This window comes from Streptomyces sp. NBC_00162, assembly GCF_024611995.1.
Lineage (GTDB): Bacteria > Actinomycetota > Actinomycetes > Streptomycetales > Streptomycetaceae > Streptomyces.
In genome coordinates this window covers 3,487,338-3,507,114 of record NZ_CP102509.1, presented here as the reverse complement: position 1 = coordinate 3,507,114, position 19,777 = coordinate 3,487,338, and the positions used below count along the sequence as shown (strand labels likewise).

16 protein-coding genes are annotated in these 19,777 nt (G+C 70.6%); 11 read left to right on the top strand and 5 right to left on the bottom strand.

Annotated elements, in window-relative coordinates:
- Positions 1-10: 10 nt before the first annotated feature.
- Positions 11-250 (top strand): hypothetical protein, encoded by a 240-nt coding sequence (locus JIW86_RS16060; protein ID WP_257554348.1) that lies wholly within the window; start codon positions 11-13, stop codon positions 248-250.
- Positions 251-305: 55 nt separating this feature from the next.
- On the opposite strand, the gene JIW86_RS16055 is transcribed toward JIW86_RS16060, so the two are convergent.
- From JIW86_RS16055 to JIW86_RS16040, 4 genes are all read right to left on the bottom strand, one after another.
- Positions 306-1,082, bottom strand: coding sequence for a succinate dehydrogenase/fumarate reductase iron-sulfur subunit (locus tag JIW86_RS16055; protein ID WP_257554347.1), 777 nt, complete (start codon positions 1,080-1,082; stop codon positions 306-308).
- Positions 1,079-2,995: a fumarate reductase/succinate dehydrogenase flavoprotein subunit gene (locus JIW86_RS16050; RefSeq protein ID WP_257554346.1), complete on the bottom strand. Its 1,917-nt coding sequence runs from the start codon at positions 2,993-2,995 to the stop codon at positions 1,079-1,081. Before JIW86_RS16050 ends, JIW86_RS16055 begins: the two co-directional genes overlap by 4 nt.
- 1 nt (position 2,996) lies before the next feature.
- Complete coding sequence (locus tag JIW86_RS16045) at positions 2,997-3,821, bottom strand: hypothetical protein (RefSeq protein ID WP_215146042.1); 825 nt, start codon at positions 3,819-3,821, stop codon at positions 2,997-2,999.
- A 102-nt stretch (positions 3,822-3,923) separates the two neighbouring features.
- Positions 3,924-4,157 (bottom strand): hypothetical protein, encoded by a 234-nt coding sequence (locus tag JIW86_RS16040; protein ID WP_257554345.1) that lies wholly within the window; start codon positions 4,155-4,157, stop codon positions 3,924-3,926.
- Between the two features lie 349 nt (positions 4,158-4,506).
- On the opposite strand from JIW86_RS16040, the gene JIW86_RS16035 reads away from it, so the two are divergent.
- The 10 genes from JIW86_RS16035 to JIW86_RS15995 all read left to right on the top strand — a co-directional run bounded on the left by JIW86_RS16035 (position 4,507) and on the right by JIW86_RS15995 (position 18,947).
- Positions 4,507-6,867, top strand: a complete 2,361-nt coding sequence (locus JIW86_RS16035) for an ABC transporter family substrate-binding protein (protein WP_257554344.1) — start codon at positions 4,507-4,509, stop codon at positions 6,865-6,867.
- 346 nt (positions 6,868-7,213) lie between these two features.
- Positions 7,214-9,118 carry a translational GTPase TypA gene (gene typA / locus JIW86_RS16030; RefSeq protein ID WP_257554343.1) on the top strand — a complete coding sequence of 635 codons (1,905 nt, stop codon included), beginning with the start codon at positions 7,214-7,216 and terminating at the stop codon, positions 9,116-9,118.
- Positions 9,119-9,320: 202 nt separating this feature from the next.
- Complete coding sequence (locus JIW86_RS16025; protein WP_257554341.1) at positions 9,321-9,458, top strand: hypothetical protein; 138 nt, start codon at positions 9,321-9,323, stop codon at positions 9,456-9,458.
- Positions 9,459-9,653: 195 nt separating this feature from the next.
- Positions 9,654-11,018 (top strand): PqqD family protein, encoded by a 1,365-nt coding sequence (locus JIW86_RS16020; protein ID WP_257554340.1) that lies wholly within the window; start codon positions 9,654-9,656, stop codon positions 11,016-11,018.
- A 101-nt stretch (positions 11,019-11,119) separates the two neighbouring features.
- Entirely contained in the window at positions 11,120-11,311 is a 192-nt protein-coding gene (locus JIW86_RS42185) for an FDLD family class I lanthipeptide (protein ID WP_353962583.1), read from the top strand.
- A 100-nt stretch (positions 11,312-11,411) separates the two neighbouring features.
- A complete protein-coding gene (locus tag JIW86_RS16015) occupies positions 11,412-11,606 on the top strand; it encodes an FDLD family class I lanthipeptide (protein WP_257554339.1) in 195 nt (64 codons plus the stop codon).
- Entirely contained in the window at positions 11,551-12,651 is a 1,101-nt protein-coding gene (locus tag JIW86_RS16010; protein WP_322975527.1) for a sulfotransferase domain-containing protein, read from the top strand. The genes JIW86_RS16015 and JIW86_RS16010 overlap by 56 nt, the downstream gene beginning before the upstream one ends.
- Complete coding sequence (locus JIW86_RS16005) at positions 12,648-13,964, top strand: lanthionine synthetase C family protein (RefSeq protein WP_257554337.1); 1,317 nt, start codon at positions 12,648-12,650, stop codon at positions 13,962-13,964. The genes JIW86_RS16010 and JIW86_RS16005 overlap by 4 nt, the downstream gene beginning before the upstream one ends.
- 25 nt (positions 13,965-13,989) lie before the next feature.
- Complete coding sequence (locus tag JIW86_RS16000) at positions 13,990-17,184, top strand: lantibiotic dehydratase (RefSeq protein ID WP_257554336.1); 3,195 nt, start codon at positions 13,990-13,992, stop codon at positions 17,182-17,184.
- Positions 17,181-18,947: an ABC transporter ATP-binding protein gene (locus JIW86_RS15995; RefSeq protein ID WP_257554335.1), complete on the top strand. Its 1,767-nt coding sequence runs from the start codon at positions 17,181-17,183 to the stop codon at positions 18,945-18,947. The genes JIW86_RS16000 and JIW86_RS15995 overlap by 4 nt, the downstream gene beginning before the upstream one ends.
- A gap of 52 nt (positions 18,948-18,999) precedes the next feature.
- On the opposite strand, the gene JIW86_RS15990 is transcribed toward JIW86_RS15995, so the two are convergent.
- Positions 19,000-19,677 (bottom strand): LuxR C-terminal-related transcriptional regulator, encoded by a 678-nt coding sequence (locus JIW86_RS15990; protein WP_257554334.1) that lies wholly within the window; start codon positions 19,675-19,677, stop codon positions 19,000-19,002.
- Positions 19,678-19,777: the final 100 nt, after the last annotated feature.

Below are 19,777 nucleotides of genomic sequence, written 5' to 3'. Positions count from 1 at the left end.
TTGGCAAGCCATGAAGAAGATCATGGCCGCCGCCGCGCTCACCGTGGCCGCCCTCAGCCTCGCCGTCCCCGCCCACGCCGACAACGACAGCAACTTCGGCGGGGGTGTGAACGCCGCGAACAACTGGAACTTCACCGCTGCCGCCGTCTGCCTCCAGGAGGTGGCCGTGGTCCCCGTCCTCGGTGACTGGGTGGGCGACCACGCCAACAACTGCTCCAACGGCAACGTCATCGACCACTCCGGGCGCTGACCCCCGCCGCGGGCCCCCGCAGGCGCACACGCCGCGCACGGGGGCCCGCACCGCACTACTGGGAGCCGGAACGCCGCCGGATCTTGCTCCCCAGCCACACCAGCGGGTCGTACTTGCGGTCCACCGCCCGCTCCTTCAGCGGGATCAGGGCGTTGTCGGTGATCTTGATGCCCTCGGGGCAGACCTCCGTACAGCACTTGGTGATGTTGCAGTAGCCGAGCCCGTGCTCCTCCTGCGCGGTGCTCTTGCGGTCCAGGCCCCCCTCCGCCGCCGCGTCCAGGGGGTGCATGTCCAGCTCCGCCACCCGCATCAGGAAGCGCGGACCGGCGAAGGCGGGCTTGTTCTCCTCGTGGTCACGCACCACATGACAGGTGTCCTGGCACAGGAAGCACTCGATGCACTTGCGGAACTCCTGCGAGCGCTCCACATCGATCTGCTGCATCCGGTACGCGCCCGGGGCCACCCCCGCCGGCGGTACGAAGGCCGGGATCTCCCTCGCCTTCTGGTAGTTGAAGGAGACGTCCGTGACCAGGTCGCGGATGACCGGAAAGGCACGCAGCGGGGTGACCGTGATCGTCTCGGACCGCTCGAAGGTCGACATCCGCGTCATGCACATCAGCCGCGGCTGGCCGTTGATCTCCGCGCTGCACGAGCCGCACTTGCCCGCCTTGCAGTTCCAGCGCACCGCGAGGTCCGAGGCCTGCGTCGCCTGGAGCCGGTGGACGATGTCCAGGACCACCTCCCCGTCGTGCACCTCGACGGTGAAGTCCCGCAGTTCCCCGCCCTCCGCGTCGCCCCGCCAGATCCGGAAGCTCGCGTCGTACGTACTCATTCGTAGAGCTCCTCTTCGGAGAGGTACTTGACCAGCTCTTCCTTCTCGAAGAGCGCGAGCAGGTCGGAACGGATGGGGTCGGTGCGGGTGCGTACGAGGGCGATCCGGTCGGCTGCCGGATCCGCCGGGGCCAGGTTTCCATCATCAACAGTCACGGGGCGGCACAGCAGGTTCACCGGGCGCCAGCTGCGCTCCATCGCCGGGTAGTCCTCGCGGGTGTGCCCGCCCCGGCTCTCGGTGCGCTCCAGGGCGGCGCGTGCCACGCACTCGCTGACCAGCAGCATGTTCCGCAGGTCCAGGGCCAGGTGCCAGCCCGGGTTGAACTGCCGGTGCCCCTCGACACCGGCCCGGGCGGCCCGCTCCCGCAGGCCCGCCAGTTTCTCCAGGGCCTCGGCCATCTCGCCCGCCCGGCGGATGATGCCGACCAGGTCGTTCATCGTCGTCTGGAGCTCCTGGTGGAGGGTGTACGGGTTCTCCGCGCCCTCGGCGGCGTGGAACGGGGCCAGCGCCTCCGCGGCCGCAGCGTCGATCTCCGACTGGGCCACCGCCGGGCGCGCTCCGGCCCCCGAGGCGTACTCCGCCGCGTGCAGCCCGGCCCGCCGCCCGAAGACCAGCAGGTCGGAGAGGGAGTTGCCGCCGAGCCGGTTCGAGCCGTGCATCCCGCCCGCGACCTCGCCCGCCGCGAAGAGCCCCGGCACCCCGACCGTGGCGGCGGTGTCCGAGTCGACCGCGATCCCGCCCATCACGTAGTGGCAGGTCGGGCCTACCTCCATCGGCTCCGCGGTGATGTCCACGTCCGCCAGCTCCTTGAACTGGTGGTACATCGAGGGGAGCCGCCGCTTGATCCGCTCCGCCGGCATCCGGGTGGACACGTCCAGGAAGACGCCGCCGTGCGGGGAGCCGCGGCCCGCCTTCACCTCGGAGTTGATGGCCCGGGCCACCTCGTCGCGCGGCAGCAGCTCGGGGGGACGCCGGTTGTGGTCCGGGTCCTCGTACCAGCGGTCGCCCTCCTCCTCCGACTCGGCGTACTTCTCCTTGAAGACGTCGGGGACGTAGTCGAACATGAACCGCTTGCCCTCGCTGTTGCGCAGCACCCCGCCGTCGCCGCGCACCGATTCGGTGACGAGGATGCCCTTCACCGAAGGCGGCCAGACCATGCCGGTCGGGTGGAACTGCACGAACTCCATGTTCAGCAGGGGCGCGCCCGCGAGCAGGGCCAGCGCGTGCCCGTCGCCGGTGTACTCCCAGGAGTTGGAGGTGGTCTTGAAGGACTTGCCGATCCCGCCCGTGGCCAGGACCACCGCCGGGGCCTCCAGCACGAAGAAGCGCCCGGACTCGCGCTCGTAGCAGAAGGTCCCCGAGACCCTCTGCCCGTCTTTCAGGACCCTGGTGACCGTGCACTCCTGGAAGACCTTGAGCCGGGCCTCGTAGTCCCCGTACTCCTTGAAGTCCTCCTGCTGGAGCTGGACGATCTTCTGCTGCAGGGTGCGGATCAGCTCCAGGCCGGTGCGGTCCCCGACGTGTGCGAGGCGCGGGTACTCGTGGCCGCCGAAGTTGCGCTGGGAGATCTTCCCGTCCGGCGTGCGGTCGAAGAGCGCGCCCCAGGTCTCCAGCTCCCAGACCCGGTCCGGGGCCTCCTTCGCGTGCAGCTCGGCCATCCGCCACTGGTTGAGGAACTTGCCCCCGCGCATGGTGTCGCGGAAGTGCACCTGCCAGTTGTCGCCCTCGTTGACGTTGCCCATGGAGGCGGCGATCCCGCCCTCCGCCATCACCGTGTGGGCCTTGCCGAAGAGGGACTTGCAGATCACGGCCGTACGGGCGCCGCGCTCGCGGGCCTCGATCGCGGCCCGCAGCCCGGCGCCGCCCGCGCCCACGACCACCACGTCCCACTGCTGCCGTTCCACTTGAGCCATCTCAGAAGATCCTCGGGTCGGTGAACGCGCCGGTGGCCAGCAAGTACACGTAGAAGTCGCACAGGGCCACGCTGACCAGGGAGGCCCACGCCAGCTGCATGTGACGGGTGTTGAGCCGGCTGACCCAGCCCCACAGCCGGTAGCGCACCGGGTGCTTCGAGAAGTGCTTGAGGCGGCCGCCCATGATGTGCCGGCAGGAGTGGCAGGACACGGTGTAGGCCCAGATCAGCACGATGTTGACGAGGAAGATCAGCGTGCCCAGGCCCATGTGGCCCCACTCGTAGTGCTCGTCGCGGAACGTCAGCACGGTGTCGTACGTGAGGATGCCCGCGACCGGCAGCGCCGTGTAGAAGAAGTACCGGTGCGCGTTCTGGAAGATCAGCGGGAAGCGGGTCTCGCCGGTGTACTTCGCGTGCGGTTCGGCGACCGCGCAGGCGGGCGGCGAGGCCCAGAAGCCCCGGTAGTAGGCCTTGCGGTAGTAGTAGCAGGTCAGCCGGAAGCCGAGCGGGAAGATCAGGATCAGCAGGGCGGGGGACAGGACCCACCAGCTGCCGAAGAGGTCCCAGTTGGGGCCGCCGCGCATCTCCTGGCAGTTCTCCGCGAGACACGGGGAGTAGAACGGGGAGACGTACGGGGCCGCGTAGTAGTCGGCGTTAGCGAACGCCCGCCAGGTCGAGTAGACGATGAAGGCGAGCAGCCCGGCCGCGGTGCCGGCGGGGGCCAGCCACCACCGGTCGGTCCGCAGGTGCCGGGCAGCGATCGCGGCCCGGGAGGCGTCGTGGACGCCGCCGGGCCGCTGCTGGGGTGGTTGTGTGCCTGTGGCCAAAGGAGACTCCGGGAGGAGTGATGGGCCCAGGAGACCCGGCCGCCGTGGGCGGCCGGGCCAGATGGGGTGAAGGGCGTACGGGTGCTCGCGGGGCGGGGGACGTCAGGGGGCGCGGCGGTCGCGGGCGCCCAGACCCTCGTCGTCGGTGTCCGTCCACAGCGAGCTGTCGTACGGGGTGTCGGGGACCGTCACCATCCGGGACGGGTCCGGCGGGGCGGATCCGGTCCGCGGGCTCGCCGGGTCCTTCCGCTTGGCCTGCTGTTCCAGCTGCTCGACCTTGCGCGTCAGCTCGTCCAGGTTGCGCCGTACGGCATTCAGATCGTCTTGCAGGGACATGATTTGTGCCCTCACTTCCGCAGGGTGCGGTGGCAACGCTCATGTGCGCCTGCGAGTGTCGCCCTTCACGTCCCCCGTTGTGAAGGGACGTGCAGCGATTGCGGGCGCGCAGGCGTGAACTGTGCGCCCCTCCCTGGACCCCATTCTCATCCCTCTTCCGAGGGAACGCCTCTTTGGCGCGCAAGCGGGATTGGTCCGCACGGGTGGGGTTCGCGGCGTGGCGCGAGGCGGCTGCGAGGGGTGTGGCGGGCTGTCGATTTCAGTGGGTTCCGGCAACCGGTGTGATCAGCTCCATATACCGCCGAACGTGATCATGCTTCCCCCACGCCCCGCCCCGGAGGTACCACCCATGTCCCAGAGAAGGCGCAGGTCCTTGGCGCTCCTGACCTCGGGAGTCCTCGCACTGCCGCTCCTCACGGGCTGCGGCGCGGGTGACGACGAGGGCGGCCCGGCCGCCGCCGGACCGGACATCGCGACGACCGCGCGTGACAAGGTCGCCGACGGGGGCGTGCTGCGCTGGGCGGTGGACGCCCTTCCGGAGACCCTGAACACCTTCCAGGCCGACGCGGACGCCACCACCAACCGGATCGCCGCGGCCGTGCTGCCGCAGCTGTTCGTGCTGGACGCCAAGGGGCGGCCGGTGGCCAATCCCGACTACCTGGAGAAGGCCGAGGTCGTCGAGCGGGAGCCCAAGCAGGTCGTCCTGTACAAGCTGAACCAGCAGGCGGTGTGGAGCGACGGCCGCGAGATCGGCGCCCCCGACTTCGTCGCGCAGTGGCGGGCCCTGAACGGCAAGGACTCGGCCTTCTGGACGGCCCGCAACGCCGGCTACGAACGGATCGAGAAGATCGAGCGCGGCAAGACCGACCTGGAGGTGAAGGTCACCTTCGCCAAGCCGTACGCCGACTGGCGCTCCCTGTTCAGCCCCCTTTACCCCAAGCAGGTCACCGCCACCCCGGACGCCTTCAACGAAGGGGCCCGAGGCGCCCTCAAGGTGACCGCCGGACCCTTCGGCCTGGGAACGATCGACAAGAAGACCGGCACCGCCGCCCTGACCCGCAATCCGCGCTGGTGGGGCCAGCCGGCCAAGCTGGACACCCTGGTGCTGACGGCGGTGCCCCGGGCGGAGCGCCCGGCCGCGCTGGCCGCCGGGAAGCTGGATCTGGCGGAGATCGACCGCTCCGGCGCCGACCGGATCGCGCTCGCCCACCGGGACGCGAAGCAGGGCGGCGCGGGTGCCGGCGGGGCGGGTGCGGGCGGGGCCCCGGCCCACGGCCCCGCAGCCTCCATGACCGCCGCGCAGGCCACCATGTCCTGGGCGGTCGCCTTCGGCGCGGACGAGGAGAAGGCGGAGGCGGAGAAGGAGACCCGCAAGAAGCACGCCGAGTCGGTCACGCGGTACGCCGCCGAGCAGGAGGCCCTGCGGAGGTTCACCATCCGCAAGTCCCTGGAGCCCGCCTACACCCAGCTCGCCATGAACGGCGCCACCGGTCCGCTGGCCGACGAGCGGGTCCGCCGGGCGGTGGCGCGGGCCCTGAACCGCAAGGAACTGGCCGAGATCGTACTGAAGCCGCTCGGCCTGCCCGCGAAGCCGGTCGGCAGCCACCTGGCACTGGCCGGGCAGCGCGCGTACGCCGACAACAGCGACGCCCTCGGCGGCCAGGACACCCAGGCGGCCCAGGCCCTGCTCGCGGACGCGGGCTGGCGCCGCGGCGGCAAGATCACCGAACCGGCGGGCGCGAAGGCGGGACCGGAGAGCGCGCCGCAGGACGACTCGAAGACCCCCTCGGGCCCGGGGACCGGCAACGACGGCCTCTACATCGTGGGCCAGGACGACGAGCGCAACGGCGACCACGGCGGTACGCACGGCGCCCTCCCCGAGGGGGCGCAGTACGGCCCCGACGGCGAGATCGTCGATGCCGACGTCTTCGCCCCGGACGCCCCCGGCGCGGCCCGGAACCGGCCCTCCCCGGTGCTCGCCCCGGCGCCGTTCGCGGCCCGGCAGGAGGCCTTCCTCCGTGCCCAGGCCGCCGCGGCGGGCAGCGTCGACGACGGCAAGGACGGCAAGGACGGCGAGGCAGCCGAGCCGGCCGATCCCGCCAAGGGCACCGCGCCCCCGGCCAAGCAGGCCACCCGTACCTCCGGCGCCATGCTCGCCAAGGACGGCAAGGCGCTCAACCTGCGCTTCGTGCTCCCGGCGGGTCCCGGATCGGAGGCCCTGCGCTCGGTCGGCGAGCGGATCGCCCAGATGCTCCGGAAGGTCGGGGTGAACACCGAGATCAAGAAGGTGGCCGACGAGAGCTTCTTCAAGGACCACATCGCCTCGGGCCAGTACGACCTGGCGCTCTACTCCTGGCCCGCGACCGCCTACCCGGCCACCGACGCCCGGCCGATCTTCGCCAAGCCGGAGCCGGCCGCGGACGGCTCGCTCCTCGTCGAACAGAACTACACACGGGTCGGCACCGACCACATCGACCAGCTCTTCGACCAGGCGGCCGGCGAGCTGGACGAGGAGCAGTCCCGTGAGCTGATGCGCAAGGCGGACGCCAGGATCTGGGCCGCTGCCGGCTCGGTCCCCCTCTACCAGCGCCCGGAGCTGGTGGCCGTCAAGCCGGCCCTGGCCAACGCCGGCGCCTTCGGACTCGGGGCTCCCCGCTTCCAGGACATCGGCTGGAAGAAGCCCCCGACGGCCAAGAACAAGAAGCAGTAGCCGCAGAAGGAGAGTGGGCGAAGAAGTGGTGACAAAGGGGGGCCTGTCAGGTTGACCCTTGGCTTCCAAGCTCAGATGTGACTCAAGTCCCTTGCCCGCCGGATCCCCGGCGGGCAAGGTCGTGGATACCCGTTGACCCGCATGATTTCCGGCAGGACCAACGGCCGGTGCACCCCACCCCGCACCCGGCCGTCCTCATTCGTCCGGCCTCTTGACAGACCCCCCGGCGGGCGGTTCCCGCCGCGCGACGTACCATGGGGTAAGGCCGTGGCAGGTTTTCGCCCGGTCGAGGCGCGCGTGCCAGGCCGTACGCGACGCCATCCACGATCCCGGGAGAAGCGCCGAAGTGCCCACGCGCCACGACATCCGTAACGTCGCCATCGTCGCCCACGTCGACCATGGCAAGACGACCATCGTCGATGCCATGCTCAAGCAGGCCGGTGCCTTCGCCGCCCACCAGCACCTCGACGACCGCATGATGGACTCGAACGACCTGGAGCGTGAGAAGGGCATCACGATCCTCGCCAAGAACACGGCGGTGAAGTATCACCCCAAGGACGGCGGGGCCCCGATCACGATCAACATCATCGACACCCCCGGCCACGCCGACTTCGGTGGTGAGGTCGAGCGCGGTCTGTCGATGGTGGACGCCGTCGTTCTGCTGGTGGACGCCTCGGAGGGTCCGCTGCCCCAGACCCGCTTCGTCCTGCGCAAGGCTCTGCAGGCGAAGATGCCGGTCATCCTCTGCATCAACAAGACCGACCGCCCGGACTCCCGGATCGACGAGGTCGTCAACGAGACGTACGACCTCTTCCTGGACCTGGACGCGGACGAGGACCAGATCGAGTTCCCGATCGTCTACGCCTGCGGCCGTGACGGCGTGGCCTCGCTGACCAAGCCCGAGGACGGCACCGTCCCGGCGGACAGCACCAACCTCGAGCCGTTCTTCTCCACGATCCTCGAGCACGTCCCGGCCCCGGTGTACGACGACGAGGCGCCCCTCCAGGCCCACGTCACCAACCTGGACGCCGACAACTTCCTCGGCCGCATCGCGCTCGTCCGCGTCGAGCAGGGCGAGCTGCGCAAGGGTCAGACCGTCGCGTGGATCAAGCGTGACGGCACGATCTCCAACGTTCGCATCACCGAGCTGATGATGACCGAGGCGCTCACCCGCAAGCCGGCCGAGGTGGCGGGCCCGGGTGACATCTGCGCGGTCGCCGGTTTCCCCGACATCATGATCGGCGAGACCCTGGCCGACCCGGAGAACCCGATCGCCCTGCCGCTGATCTCGGTGGACGAGCCGGCGATCTCCATGACCATCGGTACGAACACCTCCCCGATGGTCGGCCGCGGCGGCAGCGGCAAGGGCGCGGACGCCAAGTCCGCGGTCAAGGACCGCAAGGTCACCGCCCGCCAGGTCAAGGACCGTCTGGACCGTGAGCTGGTCGGTAACGTCTCGCTCCGCGTCCTCGACACCGAGCGTCCCGACGCCTGGGAGGTCCAGGGCCGCGGTGAGCTCGCGCTCGCCATCCTGGTCGAGCAGATGCGCCGCGAGGGCTTCGAGCTGACCATCGGCAAGCCGCAGGTGGTCACGCAGGAGATCAACGGCAAGGTGCACGAGCCGGTCGAGCGCATGACGGTCGACGTCCCCGAGGAGCACATGGGCGCGGTCACGCAGCTCATGGGCGTCCGCAAGGGCCGCATGGACAACATGTCGAACCACGGCTCCGGCTGGGTCCGCATGGAGTTCGTCGTCCCGTCGCGCGGCCTCATCGGCTTCCGTACCGAGTTCCTGACCGGTACGCGCGGCACGGGCATCGCCCACTCGATCCACGAGGGCCTGGAGCCGTGGTTCGGCCCGCTGGTGACCCGTAACAACGGTTCGCTGGTCGCCGACCGCTCCGGTTCGGTCACGCCGTTCGCGATGATCAACCTGCAGGAGCGCGGCGTCCTGTTCACCGAGCCCGGCACCGAGGTGTACGAGGGCATGATCGTCGGCGAGAACTCGCGCGCCGACGACATGGACGTGAACATCACCAAGGAGAAGAAGCTCACCAACATGCGTGCGGCTTCCGCGGACAACACCGAGAACGTGGTGCCGCCCCGCAAGCTCTCCCTGGAGCAGTCCCTGGAGTTCTGCCGCGACGACGAGTGCGTCGAGGTGACCCCGGAGGCCGTCCGCATCCGCAAGGTCGTCCTGGACCAGAAGGACCGCTCGCGCACCGCGTCGCGCGCCAAGTCCGGCAAGTAGTCACAGCCGCGTAAGCGGTTCAAAGCCCGGCCCCGCACGGATTCCGTGCGGGGCCGGGCTTTTTCGCGTCCGCTTCCCCTGCTCCCGGGATTTCTTCCCGGTATCGGGACAAGTACGGGACAGCCGCCTCATGAAGGTCGGGACCGGATTCGGACATCCTGACGAAGTCCATTCCAGAGGGAGTGGACGAGAGGAGAAGCTGATGCCGCAGTTGGAGATCGAATTCCCGGCCATCGCGCAGAACTGGCTGGCAGCCGAGAGCGTCCCGCAGATCGGGCGGGATTCCGGCGAGGAGCGCGCCTGGGTTCCCGCCTACTGGGCCGGTCCCGCCGCCGCCTGAGGCGTGACATTCAGCCGGGGGGTGCCAGTTCCGGGCACCCCCCGGTTCCCTTTTTCCCGCACTCCGTACCGGACGGTGTTTTCGATGTCGCTTGTAGCATCACGTGATTCCTCCCGAGAGAAAATCGGCCGCGCGGACGGACTGCTGGTCGCCGATGGCCGATTCGGTGATTCCGGGGCCATCGGAGAACGCAACGTGGCCCGCTTCGTCCTCGGCCTCCAGCTGCTGGCGCAGAAGGACGCCCGCCACCCGGACGCGTTGCGGCGGCTCTCGCTGCTGAGCCGCGAGCAGCTGCTACCGCTGCTCGGCGACCCGGTCCTGCGCAACGTCTTCGAGGACGACATGGCCAAGCTGGAGAACGGCCATTCCGGCGCCCTCGGCCTCGCCGAACTGGCCGCCCGCCTGCCGCTCGACCCGGACGGCCTGGGGCCGTGCGAGCGGATGGCCACCCCGCACGTCAGGCCGTGGCCGGAGCACGGGCCCGCCTGGCTGTGGACCGAGATGAGCCCGGCCGACCGGGTGCCGGGGGACCTGTCGGCCCGGCTGCGCCGGCTCTACGACGGCAGCATCGAAGGCGGTCCGGCCGCGGATCCCGTCATACCGACCCCGGAGATGTGCCGAGCGCTGACCCGGGGAGCCGACCTGCTCACGCGGCTGCTGCCGCAGGTCGGCCCCAGCGTGCTGCGGCACGTCTCCGTCGTCGGCTTCACCCGGGGGGAGTCGGCCGACGGCCCGCTGCAGTCGCTCTCGGGCGGTGACCCCCTCCCGTCGGCCATCCTGATGGCCCCGGAGCGCCTCGACGACCCGTGGACGGCCGCCGAGACCCTCCTGCACGAGGGCGTCCACCTCAAGCTCTTCGACGCGCTGCGCTCGGGCGCGCTGCTGAAGGACGCGGACCTGTCGGTGCCGATCCCGTGGCGGCAGACGCAATGGCGGCTCGTACGGGTGCTCGTCGCGCTCCACTTCTACGTCCACATGCTGGTGTTCCAGGAGGCCGCCCGGCACGCGGACGACACGCTCCGGGCGCAGTTCGGCGATCCGCCGTCGGGGGAGGTCATCGACGCGGTGAGCCCGGACACGGAGGCGGCCCGGAACGGCACCTACGGGTCGAGCCTGGAGCGCGCCCGCTACCTGGCCGAGTACGCCCTCGGCCTGCCGGAAGGGCGCCTGACGGCCGACGGCCGGCGGTTCCTGAGCTGGCTGCTCGACGCGCTGCACCTGGTGCACGAGGACTCCGGGATCACGCCGCCCACGGGGGTGGCAGGCGTGGCCCCGGCGCAGCCGCCCGCCGTGCCGGAGGGCGTGGTGGTACGCCGTACCACGTGCGCGATGGCCCGGCCGCTGCCCGAGCGGGGGGAACTGCTCGTGGTGAACACGGACACCGCCGCGATGCACTGGCTCAACGCACGCTCATGGCTGATCTATTCGCTGTGCGACGGCCGAGACGTGGGATCCGTACGGGATGAATACGGGCGCAGGGCAGGACTGGATTCCGAGTCCGCGCGCACCCAGGTCGACGCCTGCCTTTCCGAATTGACGGCGGCCGGGCTCGTGCGGTGAGAAAAGCCGGGACGCAGTCGGGACATCTGGATCAGGTATCCGGGACGGAATCCGGGAGATGATCGTCTCGATTCATTCGGCCCCAATTGCGAGGGGGAAACGTGTCAGTTTCTCTGGTAGATCCGGTCGTCCGGGAGTTCGGCCTCGATGAGTTCGATCTCGATGTGCGCATCGCGGTGAGTTCGGACATGGCGCCCATCGAGGCCGGCTTCAGCAACTGGTACTCCTGCAAGGGCACGTGTGGCATGCAATGCGTTTCGCAGCCCATTATGTACTCCCACTGTTTTTGCTGAATCGGGACACGGTCGGGACATTTGCATCAGGAATCCGGGACGGATGGCGAGAGAAAATCATCTCGTTCCATTCGGCCCCAATCAACTCATGGGAGAAAACATGTCGGTTTCTTTGGTGGAGCCCGTCGTCCAGGACCACGGCCTCGATGACTTCGACCTCGATGTGCGCATCGCGGTGAGCTCGGACATCCCGTCCATCGAGGGCGGGTTCAGCAACTGGTACTCGTGCAAGGGCACGTGTGCCTCGTACTGCTGCGACCAGGAGGCAACGCTCATTACCTGCGCTGTCTGCTGACAATGATCGGGAGGCGGCCTGCCCTTTCAGGGCAGGCCGCCGTACTCATGTGAAAGGGCGGCCTGAAGTGTCAAGCGAGCGGGTCTTCGTCATATCTCCGCGGAAAAGCGGAACCCACCTGGTGCAGGAACTGCTCGTGCACCTCGGCTACAGGATCTACGGTGAGCCGGTACCGCCGAGCGCGGGGCGCCCGGCCTTCAGTATCCGCGAGCGGCTCGAGATGGCGGAGAAGTTCCTCGACCCCGCCGAATTCGAAGCACTCGACCACGAGCGGGACCGGGACGCCTTCATCCGTACCACGGACGAGGTCTGGCTCCAGCTGGCCTGGGCGTGGCAGACCCGCCTGGCCGTGGCGCCGCTGGCCCATGTCGAGGCGATGGCTCCGGAGGCACGCTTCGGCCCGAAGATGCGCCCCGAGATCTGGACCGCTCCGTTTTCCAGTACCCCGGCCGGTGTGAGCTGGATCTTCCACTCGGTGGACGTCTGGCGGATGGACAGCTCGTTCCTGGCCGAGTGGGTGAACACCGGCTCCCCCAAGGTGATCCTGAACTACCGGGACCCCAGGGACGTCCTCGTCTCGCTCGTGGACTTCTTCTCCCGGAACAACGGGCTCAAGTTCATGAGGTACCCGGAGTCGGCCATCTTCGGTCCGGTCCTGGAGTCGATCGAGGACTACGGGAAGAAGCTGGACTACGCGCTGTCCGATCCGCAGATGCCGCTGCTGTCCGACTTCGAGTCCGCCATCAGCTTTCTGCACCACCCGAACGTCTGCCACGTCTCCTTCGAGGATCTCGTCGGCCCGCAGGGCGGCGGGAGCCGCGCGGCGCAGCTGGCCGCGGTGGGGCGCGTCGCGGACTGGCTGGACCACGACGTCGACCCCGAGTCCGTCGTCGACCGCCTCTTCAACCCGCAGTCCTTCACGCTCAACAAGGGCCGTACCGGACGCTGGCGGGAGTCCTTCTCCCCCGCGCACGTGGAGCGGTTCGAGGCCAGGTTCGGCCACCTCCTCGACAGCTTCGGCTACGCGCGGGAGGCCGGACAGTGATCACCGGCCCCCTCGCCGGGCAGGCACGCCGCACCGCACACCTGATCGCCTCGCGCCTCGCCGATGCCGGGTACGTCGCCGACCGCGTGGCCGCGTCGACCGCAGACCCCAACACTTCGGGAGCGCGGCGCGCCAGCTCGCTGCTCGCCGGTGACGCCGGGATCGCGATGGTGCTGCGCCTGGCCTCGGAGGCCGACCCGGAATCCGGTGACCACTGGCGCCGGGCCGCACACGGGACGCTGACCCGAGCGGTGCGGAGCACCCACGACAGGCCGCTGTTCGGCCATGGCATCGTCGGCGGGTCGGCCGGCCTGGCCCTCGCACTTTCGGAGTTCGCCGCGGGCGACCAGCGCTACCAGCGACCGCTCGACAGCCTGCACACCCGCCTCGCCGACCAGCTGGGCGCTCGGGACAAGCCGGCTGTCGGCTCCCATGCGAGCATCGCCGAGTACGACGCGCTACAGGGAGCGGCGGGCACCCTCGGCTACTTGCTGTCCGTGCCCGGACCGGATGCCGCACTGCGGGACGGCGTCCACGGACTCGTCGACGAGCTGGTGCGGCTCTGCACCCCCGCCCCGGCGGAGGCGGAGTCCCGCTGGGTCGTCCCGCCCGAGGACTACCCGCTGCTTCCCAGGGACCTGGAGGAGTATCCGCACGGGTACATCAACCTGGGCCTCGCCCACGGCATCCCCGGCCCGCTCGCCGCGCTGTCCCTGGCCTGGCGAGCCGGCTACCGCCGCCCCGGCCTGCGCGAGGCGATCGGCAACGGGATCGCCCTGCTGTCGTCCGCCGCCGTCGAGGACGGCTTCGGGATCGACTGGCCGAGCGGCATAGCGATGGACCCCGAAGGCAGGCGCACCCAGGCCCGGCACCCCGCCAGGACAGCCTGGTGCTACGGAGCGCCGGGGATCGCCGCCGCCCTGCTCATCGCGGCCGACGCCCTGGAGGACGAGGAACTGCGGGCCTACGCCGTCGCGGCGTTCGAAGCGGCGCTGCGACGGTCCGAAGAGCACATCCACACCCTGTCGCCCACGATCTGCCACGGCCTGGCGGGCCTGCTGGCGATCTGTGAGGTCTTCGCCCGTACGACGGACAGCGTCCAGGCCAGGGCCGCGCTCCCCGTACTGACGGAGCGGCTGCTCGCGCACTGCTCCGAGGACCTGGCCTTCGGGGTGCAGAACCTCGAAAGGCCCGACCTGCGGATCGACAACCCGGACTTCCTGTGCGGAGCAGCCGGTGTTGCCGCAGTGCTGTGGACCGTGTCCGCGCCCGCCCCCCGACGGCGGTGGCAACGCGCCCTGCTCATCGCCTGACCCACCTGCGGAAGAAAGTGACCCCATGAGTCTGTACACCCCTGCCGGATTCTTCCTGGTCCGCTCGCCGGCGCTGCCGGTCGACCCGTACGTCGAGGCACTCGACGGCCGGGGCCGGGGTGCCCGCGATCACCTTTGGACGCTGGGGGAGCAGCCCCTGGTCCGACAGGCCGTGCGCGTGGCCAGCCACAGCCTTGCGGAGGAGCTGGAGAAGAGCGCGCCCGGGGCCGACAGCCGCGCCGCCGACCGGATGCATTCCTCACTGCTGCGCTACCTGTCCCGAATGAGCTCCCGGCCCACCCCGTACGGTCTGTTCGCGCAGGTGGAGGCGGGGGAGTTCGGCGAAGCCACCACGCTGGCGCGGACCGGTGAACACCCGGCGGCCGGCAGGACCCGCGCGGACATGGGGTGGCTCATGGCACTGGTCAAGGAGATGGAGGGCGATCCGGAGCTGCGGGGCGAGCTGACGGTCGGAGTGAACCCGCTGCTCCAGCGCACCGGCGACCGCATCACGCTGGCCGTGGCTCAGACATCGGTCACGGCGGACCAGCAGTCGAGCAGCGTCCGCGCCACCCGGGCCGTCGATGCCGTCCTGGCCCGAGCCGCCGCCCGGCCGCGCTGGTCAGAGCTGATCGCCGCGCTGGCGGGGGAGTTCCCGGCGGCGCCGCCGGCGAAGATCACGGCCCTGATGGACCAGTTGTGGGACCTGGGCATGCTGACGAGTGACCTCCGCCCCGCCCTGACCCACCCCTGTCCCGAGCAGGCGGTCCTCGACCGCATCGAAGGCCTCGCCGGCGCCGGCCGCTACCGCCGGGCCCTGCGCCGCACCCGGCAGCTCGCCGCGGCAGCGGACCAGGCCCCGCCCGAGGAAGGCAGCCGACTGCTGGCGGAGCTGTACGACCACCAGCGGGTGGTGGTGCCCGGCCACACACAAAGCCCGTTCCACGCGGACGCACGGCTCGACCTGAGGGGCACCACCCTCCACTCGCAGGTGGCCGACGCCGCCGCCGAGGCTGCCGACGTGCTGCTGCGACTGGGGCAGCAGACACCCCGGCTGCACCATCTCGCCGTGTACCACAGGGAATTCCTCGAGCGCTATGGCGTGGGGGCGGAGGTCCCCGTCCTGGACCTGCTGAATCCCGAGACCGGCCTTGACGCACCCGAGACGTACAGGTATCCGCCCCGCGAACTGCCCCTGACTCCTTCCCCGAGGAAGGACCGGCGGGAGCAGGAGGAGGCACTGGCCGCCCTCGCTGCCGCAGCGCTCCACCAAGGGAAGCGTGAAGTGGAGATCACGGATGCCTTTCTCAAGGCGTGGCAGCCTCGGGACGACGGGGGCTCGGGCCCGGACGCCCGGCCGTCGCTGGACATCATGGGGCAGGTCGTCGCGGGATCGCGGGGACAACTGGACGACGGAGACTGGAAGTTCGTGCTCAGCACGGGCCCCATGCGGGACGGCGGCCGCTTCGGGGGGCGGTTCTTCGACCTGCTCGGCGAGAACTTCCAGAAGCTGCTACAGGAGTACGCCACGGCCGAGGAGGAGCTCTGCACCGCCACGGTCTTCGCCGAGCTCAACTACGCCCAGCTGGAGGGGCGGCGAGGAAACGTCGCCGTTCACCCGCCGGTTCGCCGCTACGAGATCTGCGTCAACGCCTCGCCCACAGGAGGCGACGTACAGCAGATAGACCTCTCCGATGTACTGGTGGGGGCGACTCCCGACCGCTTCTACCTGCGGTCGGCTCGCCTCGACAGGCAACTGCACGTGACCCAGAGCCACCTCGTCAACTGGGGCAGCGCGCCCAACGTGTGCCGGTTCCTGCTGGAGGCTTCGGAGGACGGCTGGGCCCCACTCGCCGAGTTCTCCTGGGGCGCCATGGAGCGGGCGCCGTTCCTGCCGCGCGTGACCAGGGGGCGGATCGTACTCAAGCCCGCACGCTGGCTGTTCGGCTCCGACGTCCCGGGATTCCCCGACGGCTGCGCCGACGCCGCGGCCATGGACCGCGAGGCCTTCTTCGACGCGTTCGGGCAATGGCGGCAGGCCTGGCAGGTGCCCCGCTGGGTCCACCTGAGCCTGTTCGACCACCGGATCCTCCTCGACCTGGAGAACCCGCTGTGCGTGGACGAGCTCCAGCGCGCCCTGCGTACCTCCTACGGACCCGGTGGCCCCGGCGCCCTGGTGCTCGAGGAGTCGGTCGCCGATCCCGCGCAGCCGTCCTGGCTGCGCGACGCGGACGGCCGCTCGTACGCGAACGAGATCGTCGTCCCCCTGCTGGCCAGGAAGACGGCGGTGGAAACGCCGGTCCCGGTCGTCTCCCCGGCCGCGGCCCTGGCCGCCCGCGAACTGGCCGCCGACCCCGCCCGTGCCAAGCGCCAGACCGCCGGCGGCGACTGGGCCCACGTGAAGCTCTACGCGGCAGCCGCCCGGCACGAGGACATCCTCAGCGGCAGCCTTCCGGAACTCATCCGGGGGCTGCGCGAGGAGGGCCTGATCGACCGGTGGTTCTTCATCCGCTACGGCGACCCCCACCCGCACCTGCGGATACGCGTGAGGCGGGCACCCGGGGCCGACGCCTCGGCGCCGCTGGTCCGGCTCGTCGGCTGGGCGAAGGGGCTGGTCGACGCGGGGCTGGCCGCGGACCTGGCGGTCGTCTCCTACGACCGGGAGACCGAGCGGTACGGGGGTCCGCTCGTGATGGACGCCGCCGAGGCGGTCTTCGAAGCGGGCAGCGACATGGCGACCGCGCTGCTGGGCCTGCTCCGCAGCCGTCCCGGCCTGGACGCCGACATCGTCGGCGCGTACGCACTGGACGCGCTCCACCGGCAGTGGGGCGCCGCCCCCGACGGAGGCCACGGCCTCGCCGGGAAGGAGATCCCGTCGGCCACCCGTGAACGGTTCCGCACCGTGCGCCGCACGCTGTGCGACCTGATCGCGCCGTGGGACGAACGCCCGGACCCGCTCGCACGCGAGTGGGCGGACGCGCTGGGCACGGTGCTCGCGGTGCAGGCGGACGTGGTGGCGGACGCGGGACGGCTCGTGCGGAGCCTCGCCGAGTCCGGGCAGCTGATCGGCACGGAGCGCGAGATCCTCGGGAGCCTCGCCCACATGCAGTCCATCCGGCTTCAGGGCCTCGACCGGGAGCGCGAGGTCCGGTGCGGGCATCTGCGGGCGCTCGCGCTGCGCGCCGTCCAGGGCCGTCGCGCGGCGGGCGGGCGGCGGTGAGCCGGCTCGGGGTGCGGGCCCTGCGCCTGCTGTGGGGGATCAGCCCCCGCCAGGTGCTGTCGGTGTCCGTGATCTCCCTGGTCTCGGCGCTCCTCCCCGCGGTCCAGGTGTACTTCACCGCGCGGATGGTCCAGGCCGTGGTGGACGCGGTGAGCCGGGGGACGGGAACCGCACCGGCGCTCACGGCGGGCGGGTGTCTGGCGGGTGTGGCCGTGGTGAGCCACTTCCTCGCGGTGTTCCAGGACCACCAGCAGGCCCTGCTGCGCAGCCGGCTGCCGGAGGCGGTCGGGCTGTCGGTCATGGAGAAGTCGGCCCGGCTGTCCCTGCGCCAGTTCGAGGACCCGGATACGTACGACCGCCTGCAACGCGCCACCCGGGAGTCCGCGTTCCGGCCCCTCCAGGTCTTCACGCACCTGATCGCGGTGGGCTCCGCGGCGGTGTCCTTCCTGTCGGTCGGAGCGGTTCTGCTGGGGACGAGCGTGCCGGTGGCCCTGGCCATCTGCCTCGCCCCGGTGCCCGCCGCGCTGGTGAGCCTGTACTTCAGCCGGCGTACCCACGCGGTGGAGCACGCCCGGTCGGAGGGACGCCGGCGGCTCACCTACCTGGAGCACCTGCTCACCAACGACCAGACCTACAAGGAGACCCGGCTGTTCGGCCTGGTGCCGCTGCTGCTCGGACGGTCGCGGACGCTGGTGGACGAGTTCCACGCGACCGACCGGCGCATCGAGCACCGCAGGGCCCTGTTCAGCGCGCTGTTCGGCCTGCTCAGCGCGGGGACGACCGCAGTGGCGATCCTGCTGGCCGTGCGTTCGGCGCTGGGCACCGGCCAGGTGGGCGTCCTCGCCGGATACATCGCGGGCGTCACGCTGATCCAGGCCTCGGTGCGGGGCCTGTTCGCGAGCGGCGTGCAGCTCTACGAGAACTGCCTCTTCCTGAGCCACCTGTTCGCCTTCCTGGACATGGCGGAGGAGCCGTCCGAGCCGGACGGACTGCCCGTACCGACCGTGCTGCGACGGGGGATCGAGTTCCAGAACGTCTCATTCCGTTACCCGGGGGACGAGCGGGCGGTACTCGACGGCGTGTCCTTCACGGTGCCGGCGGGAGCGTGCGTGGCACTCGTCGGAAGGAACGGCGCGGGCAAGTCGACCCTGCTCAAGCTCCTCACCCGGTTCTACGAGCCGACCGGCGGCCGGATCCTGCTCGACGGCAGGCCCCTCACGCACTACGCGCTGAGCGAGCTCCGGGACAGCATCGGGGTGATCTTCCAGGACTACCAGCAGTACGAGGCGCCGGTCCGGGAGAACATCGGCTTCGGCAGGGTGTCCGCCCTGGACGACGACCAGCTGCTGTGGGAAGCCGCCGAGACGGCCGGCGCCCGCGACATCCTGGCCGGGCTCCCGCGCGGACTCGACGCCCAGCTCGGCCGCTGGTTCCCCGGCGGGCACCAGCTCTCCGGCGGCCAGTGGCAGAAGGTGGCCCTGGCCCGGGCGGTGGTCCGCAGGGCTCCGATCATGATCCTCGACGAGCCCACGGCAGCCATCGACGCCGCCGCGGAAGCGGAGGTGTTCGACGTACTGCGCAGCGTCCACACCCGGGCCACCTCGCTGCTGGTGGCGCACCGCTTCTCCGCCGTCCGTACCGCCGACCACATCGTGGTGCTGGACGGCGGCCGGGTCCTCGAAGAGGGCTCGCACGACGAGCTGATGGCCGCCGACGGCCTGTACGCCTCCCTGTTCGACCTCCAGGCCGCCGGGTACCACTGACCAGGCCGCCCCCCCCGGCCCGCCCGGCCCCGCCCGCCCCCCGCAACGGACCTCAGGCCGTCAGGCCCATGCCCGCCTCACGCCCGTACACCACCGCCTGCGCCCGGCAGTTGACGCCGATCTTCGCGAAGACGGCCGAGACGTGGTTGCGTACGGTCTTCTCGGCCAGGGTCAGGGCACGGGCGATCCGGCGGTTGTCGTACCCCCGGGCCACGAGGTCCAGGATCTCCCGCTCGCGCCGGGTCAGCATCGGCAGCGGATCGTGCTCCGCGGCCCGGCCGGGCGCCCACAACAGGCCTGTGACCAGCCGGGCCGCGCTGTCGCTGGCGACCATGAACCCGTTGCCCACCATGTGCACCGCGCCGATCATCTCGGCGGCCCCCGCCGACTTCGACACGTACCCGCGGACCCCGGCCATCAGGGCCGCCCGCAGCAGCCTCTCGTCGTCCCCGTGGCCCGTCATGCCCAGGATCCCCCTCACCCCGGCATCGCGGACCAGCGTTCTGCACACCTCCACAGAGGCGGAACCGGGCAGATCCAGATCCATCAACACCACATCGGGAGCGGCGCTCAGTACCAGGGGCACCACGTGGTCGAACTCCCCGGCCTCCGCGACGACCTCGATGCCCCCCGCGCTGTCGAGTGCCGAACGGATGCCCGCCCGCAGCAGCGGATGGCGTTCCACGAGGGCGACACGAAGATTGTTCTGATCGGGCGCAGACTTGGTCATGAATGCAACTCCGGTGTAGCGCGGTCAACGTGGCGTCAGCATGCGAGGGCGGTACTAGCGGATTACTAGCGAGGCTTGAGCGAGGCGTTCCCGTAGGCTC

Coding starts and splice junctions, on each gene's coding strand:
- JIW86_RS16060 (WP_257554348.1), top strand. CDS start 11: ATGAAGAAGATCATGGCCGCCGCCGCGCTCACCGTGGCCGCCCTCAGC.
- JIW86_RS16055 (WP_257554347.1), bottom strand. CDS start 1,082: ATGAGTACGTACGACGCGAGCTTCCGGATCTGGCGGGGCGACGCGGAG.
- JIW86_RS16050 (WP_257554346.1), bottom strand. CDS start 2,995: ATGGCTCAAGTGGAACGGCAGCAGTGGGACGTGGTGGTCGTGGGCGCG.
- JIW86_RS16040 (WP_257554345.1), bottom strand. CDS start 4,157: ATGTCCCTGCAAGACGATCTGAATGCCGTACGGCGCAACCTGGACGAG.
- JIW86_RS16035 (WP_257554344.1), top strand. CDS start 4,507: ATGTCCCAGAGAAGGCGCAGGTCCTTGGCGCTCCTGACCTCGGGAGTC.
- JIW86_RS16025 (WP_257554341.1), top strand. CDS start 9,321: ATGCCGCAGTTGGAGATCGAATTCCCGGCCATCGCGCAGAACTGGCTG.
- JIW86_RS16015 (WP_257554339.1), top strand. CDS start 11,412: ATGTCGGTTTCTTTGGTGGAGCCCGTCGTCCAGGACCACGGCCTCGAT.
- JIW86_RS16000 (WP_257554336.1), top strand. CDS start 13,990: ATGAGTCTGTACACCCCTGCCGGATTCTTCCTGGTCCGCTCGCCGGCG.
- JIW86_RS15990 (WP_257554334.1), bottom strand. CDS start 19,677: ATGACCAAGTCTGCGCCCGATCAGAACAATCTTCGTGTCGCCCTCGTG.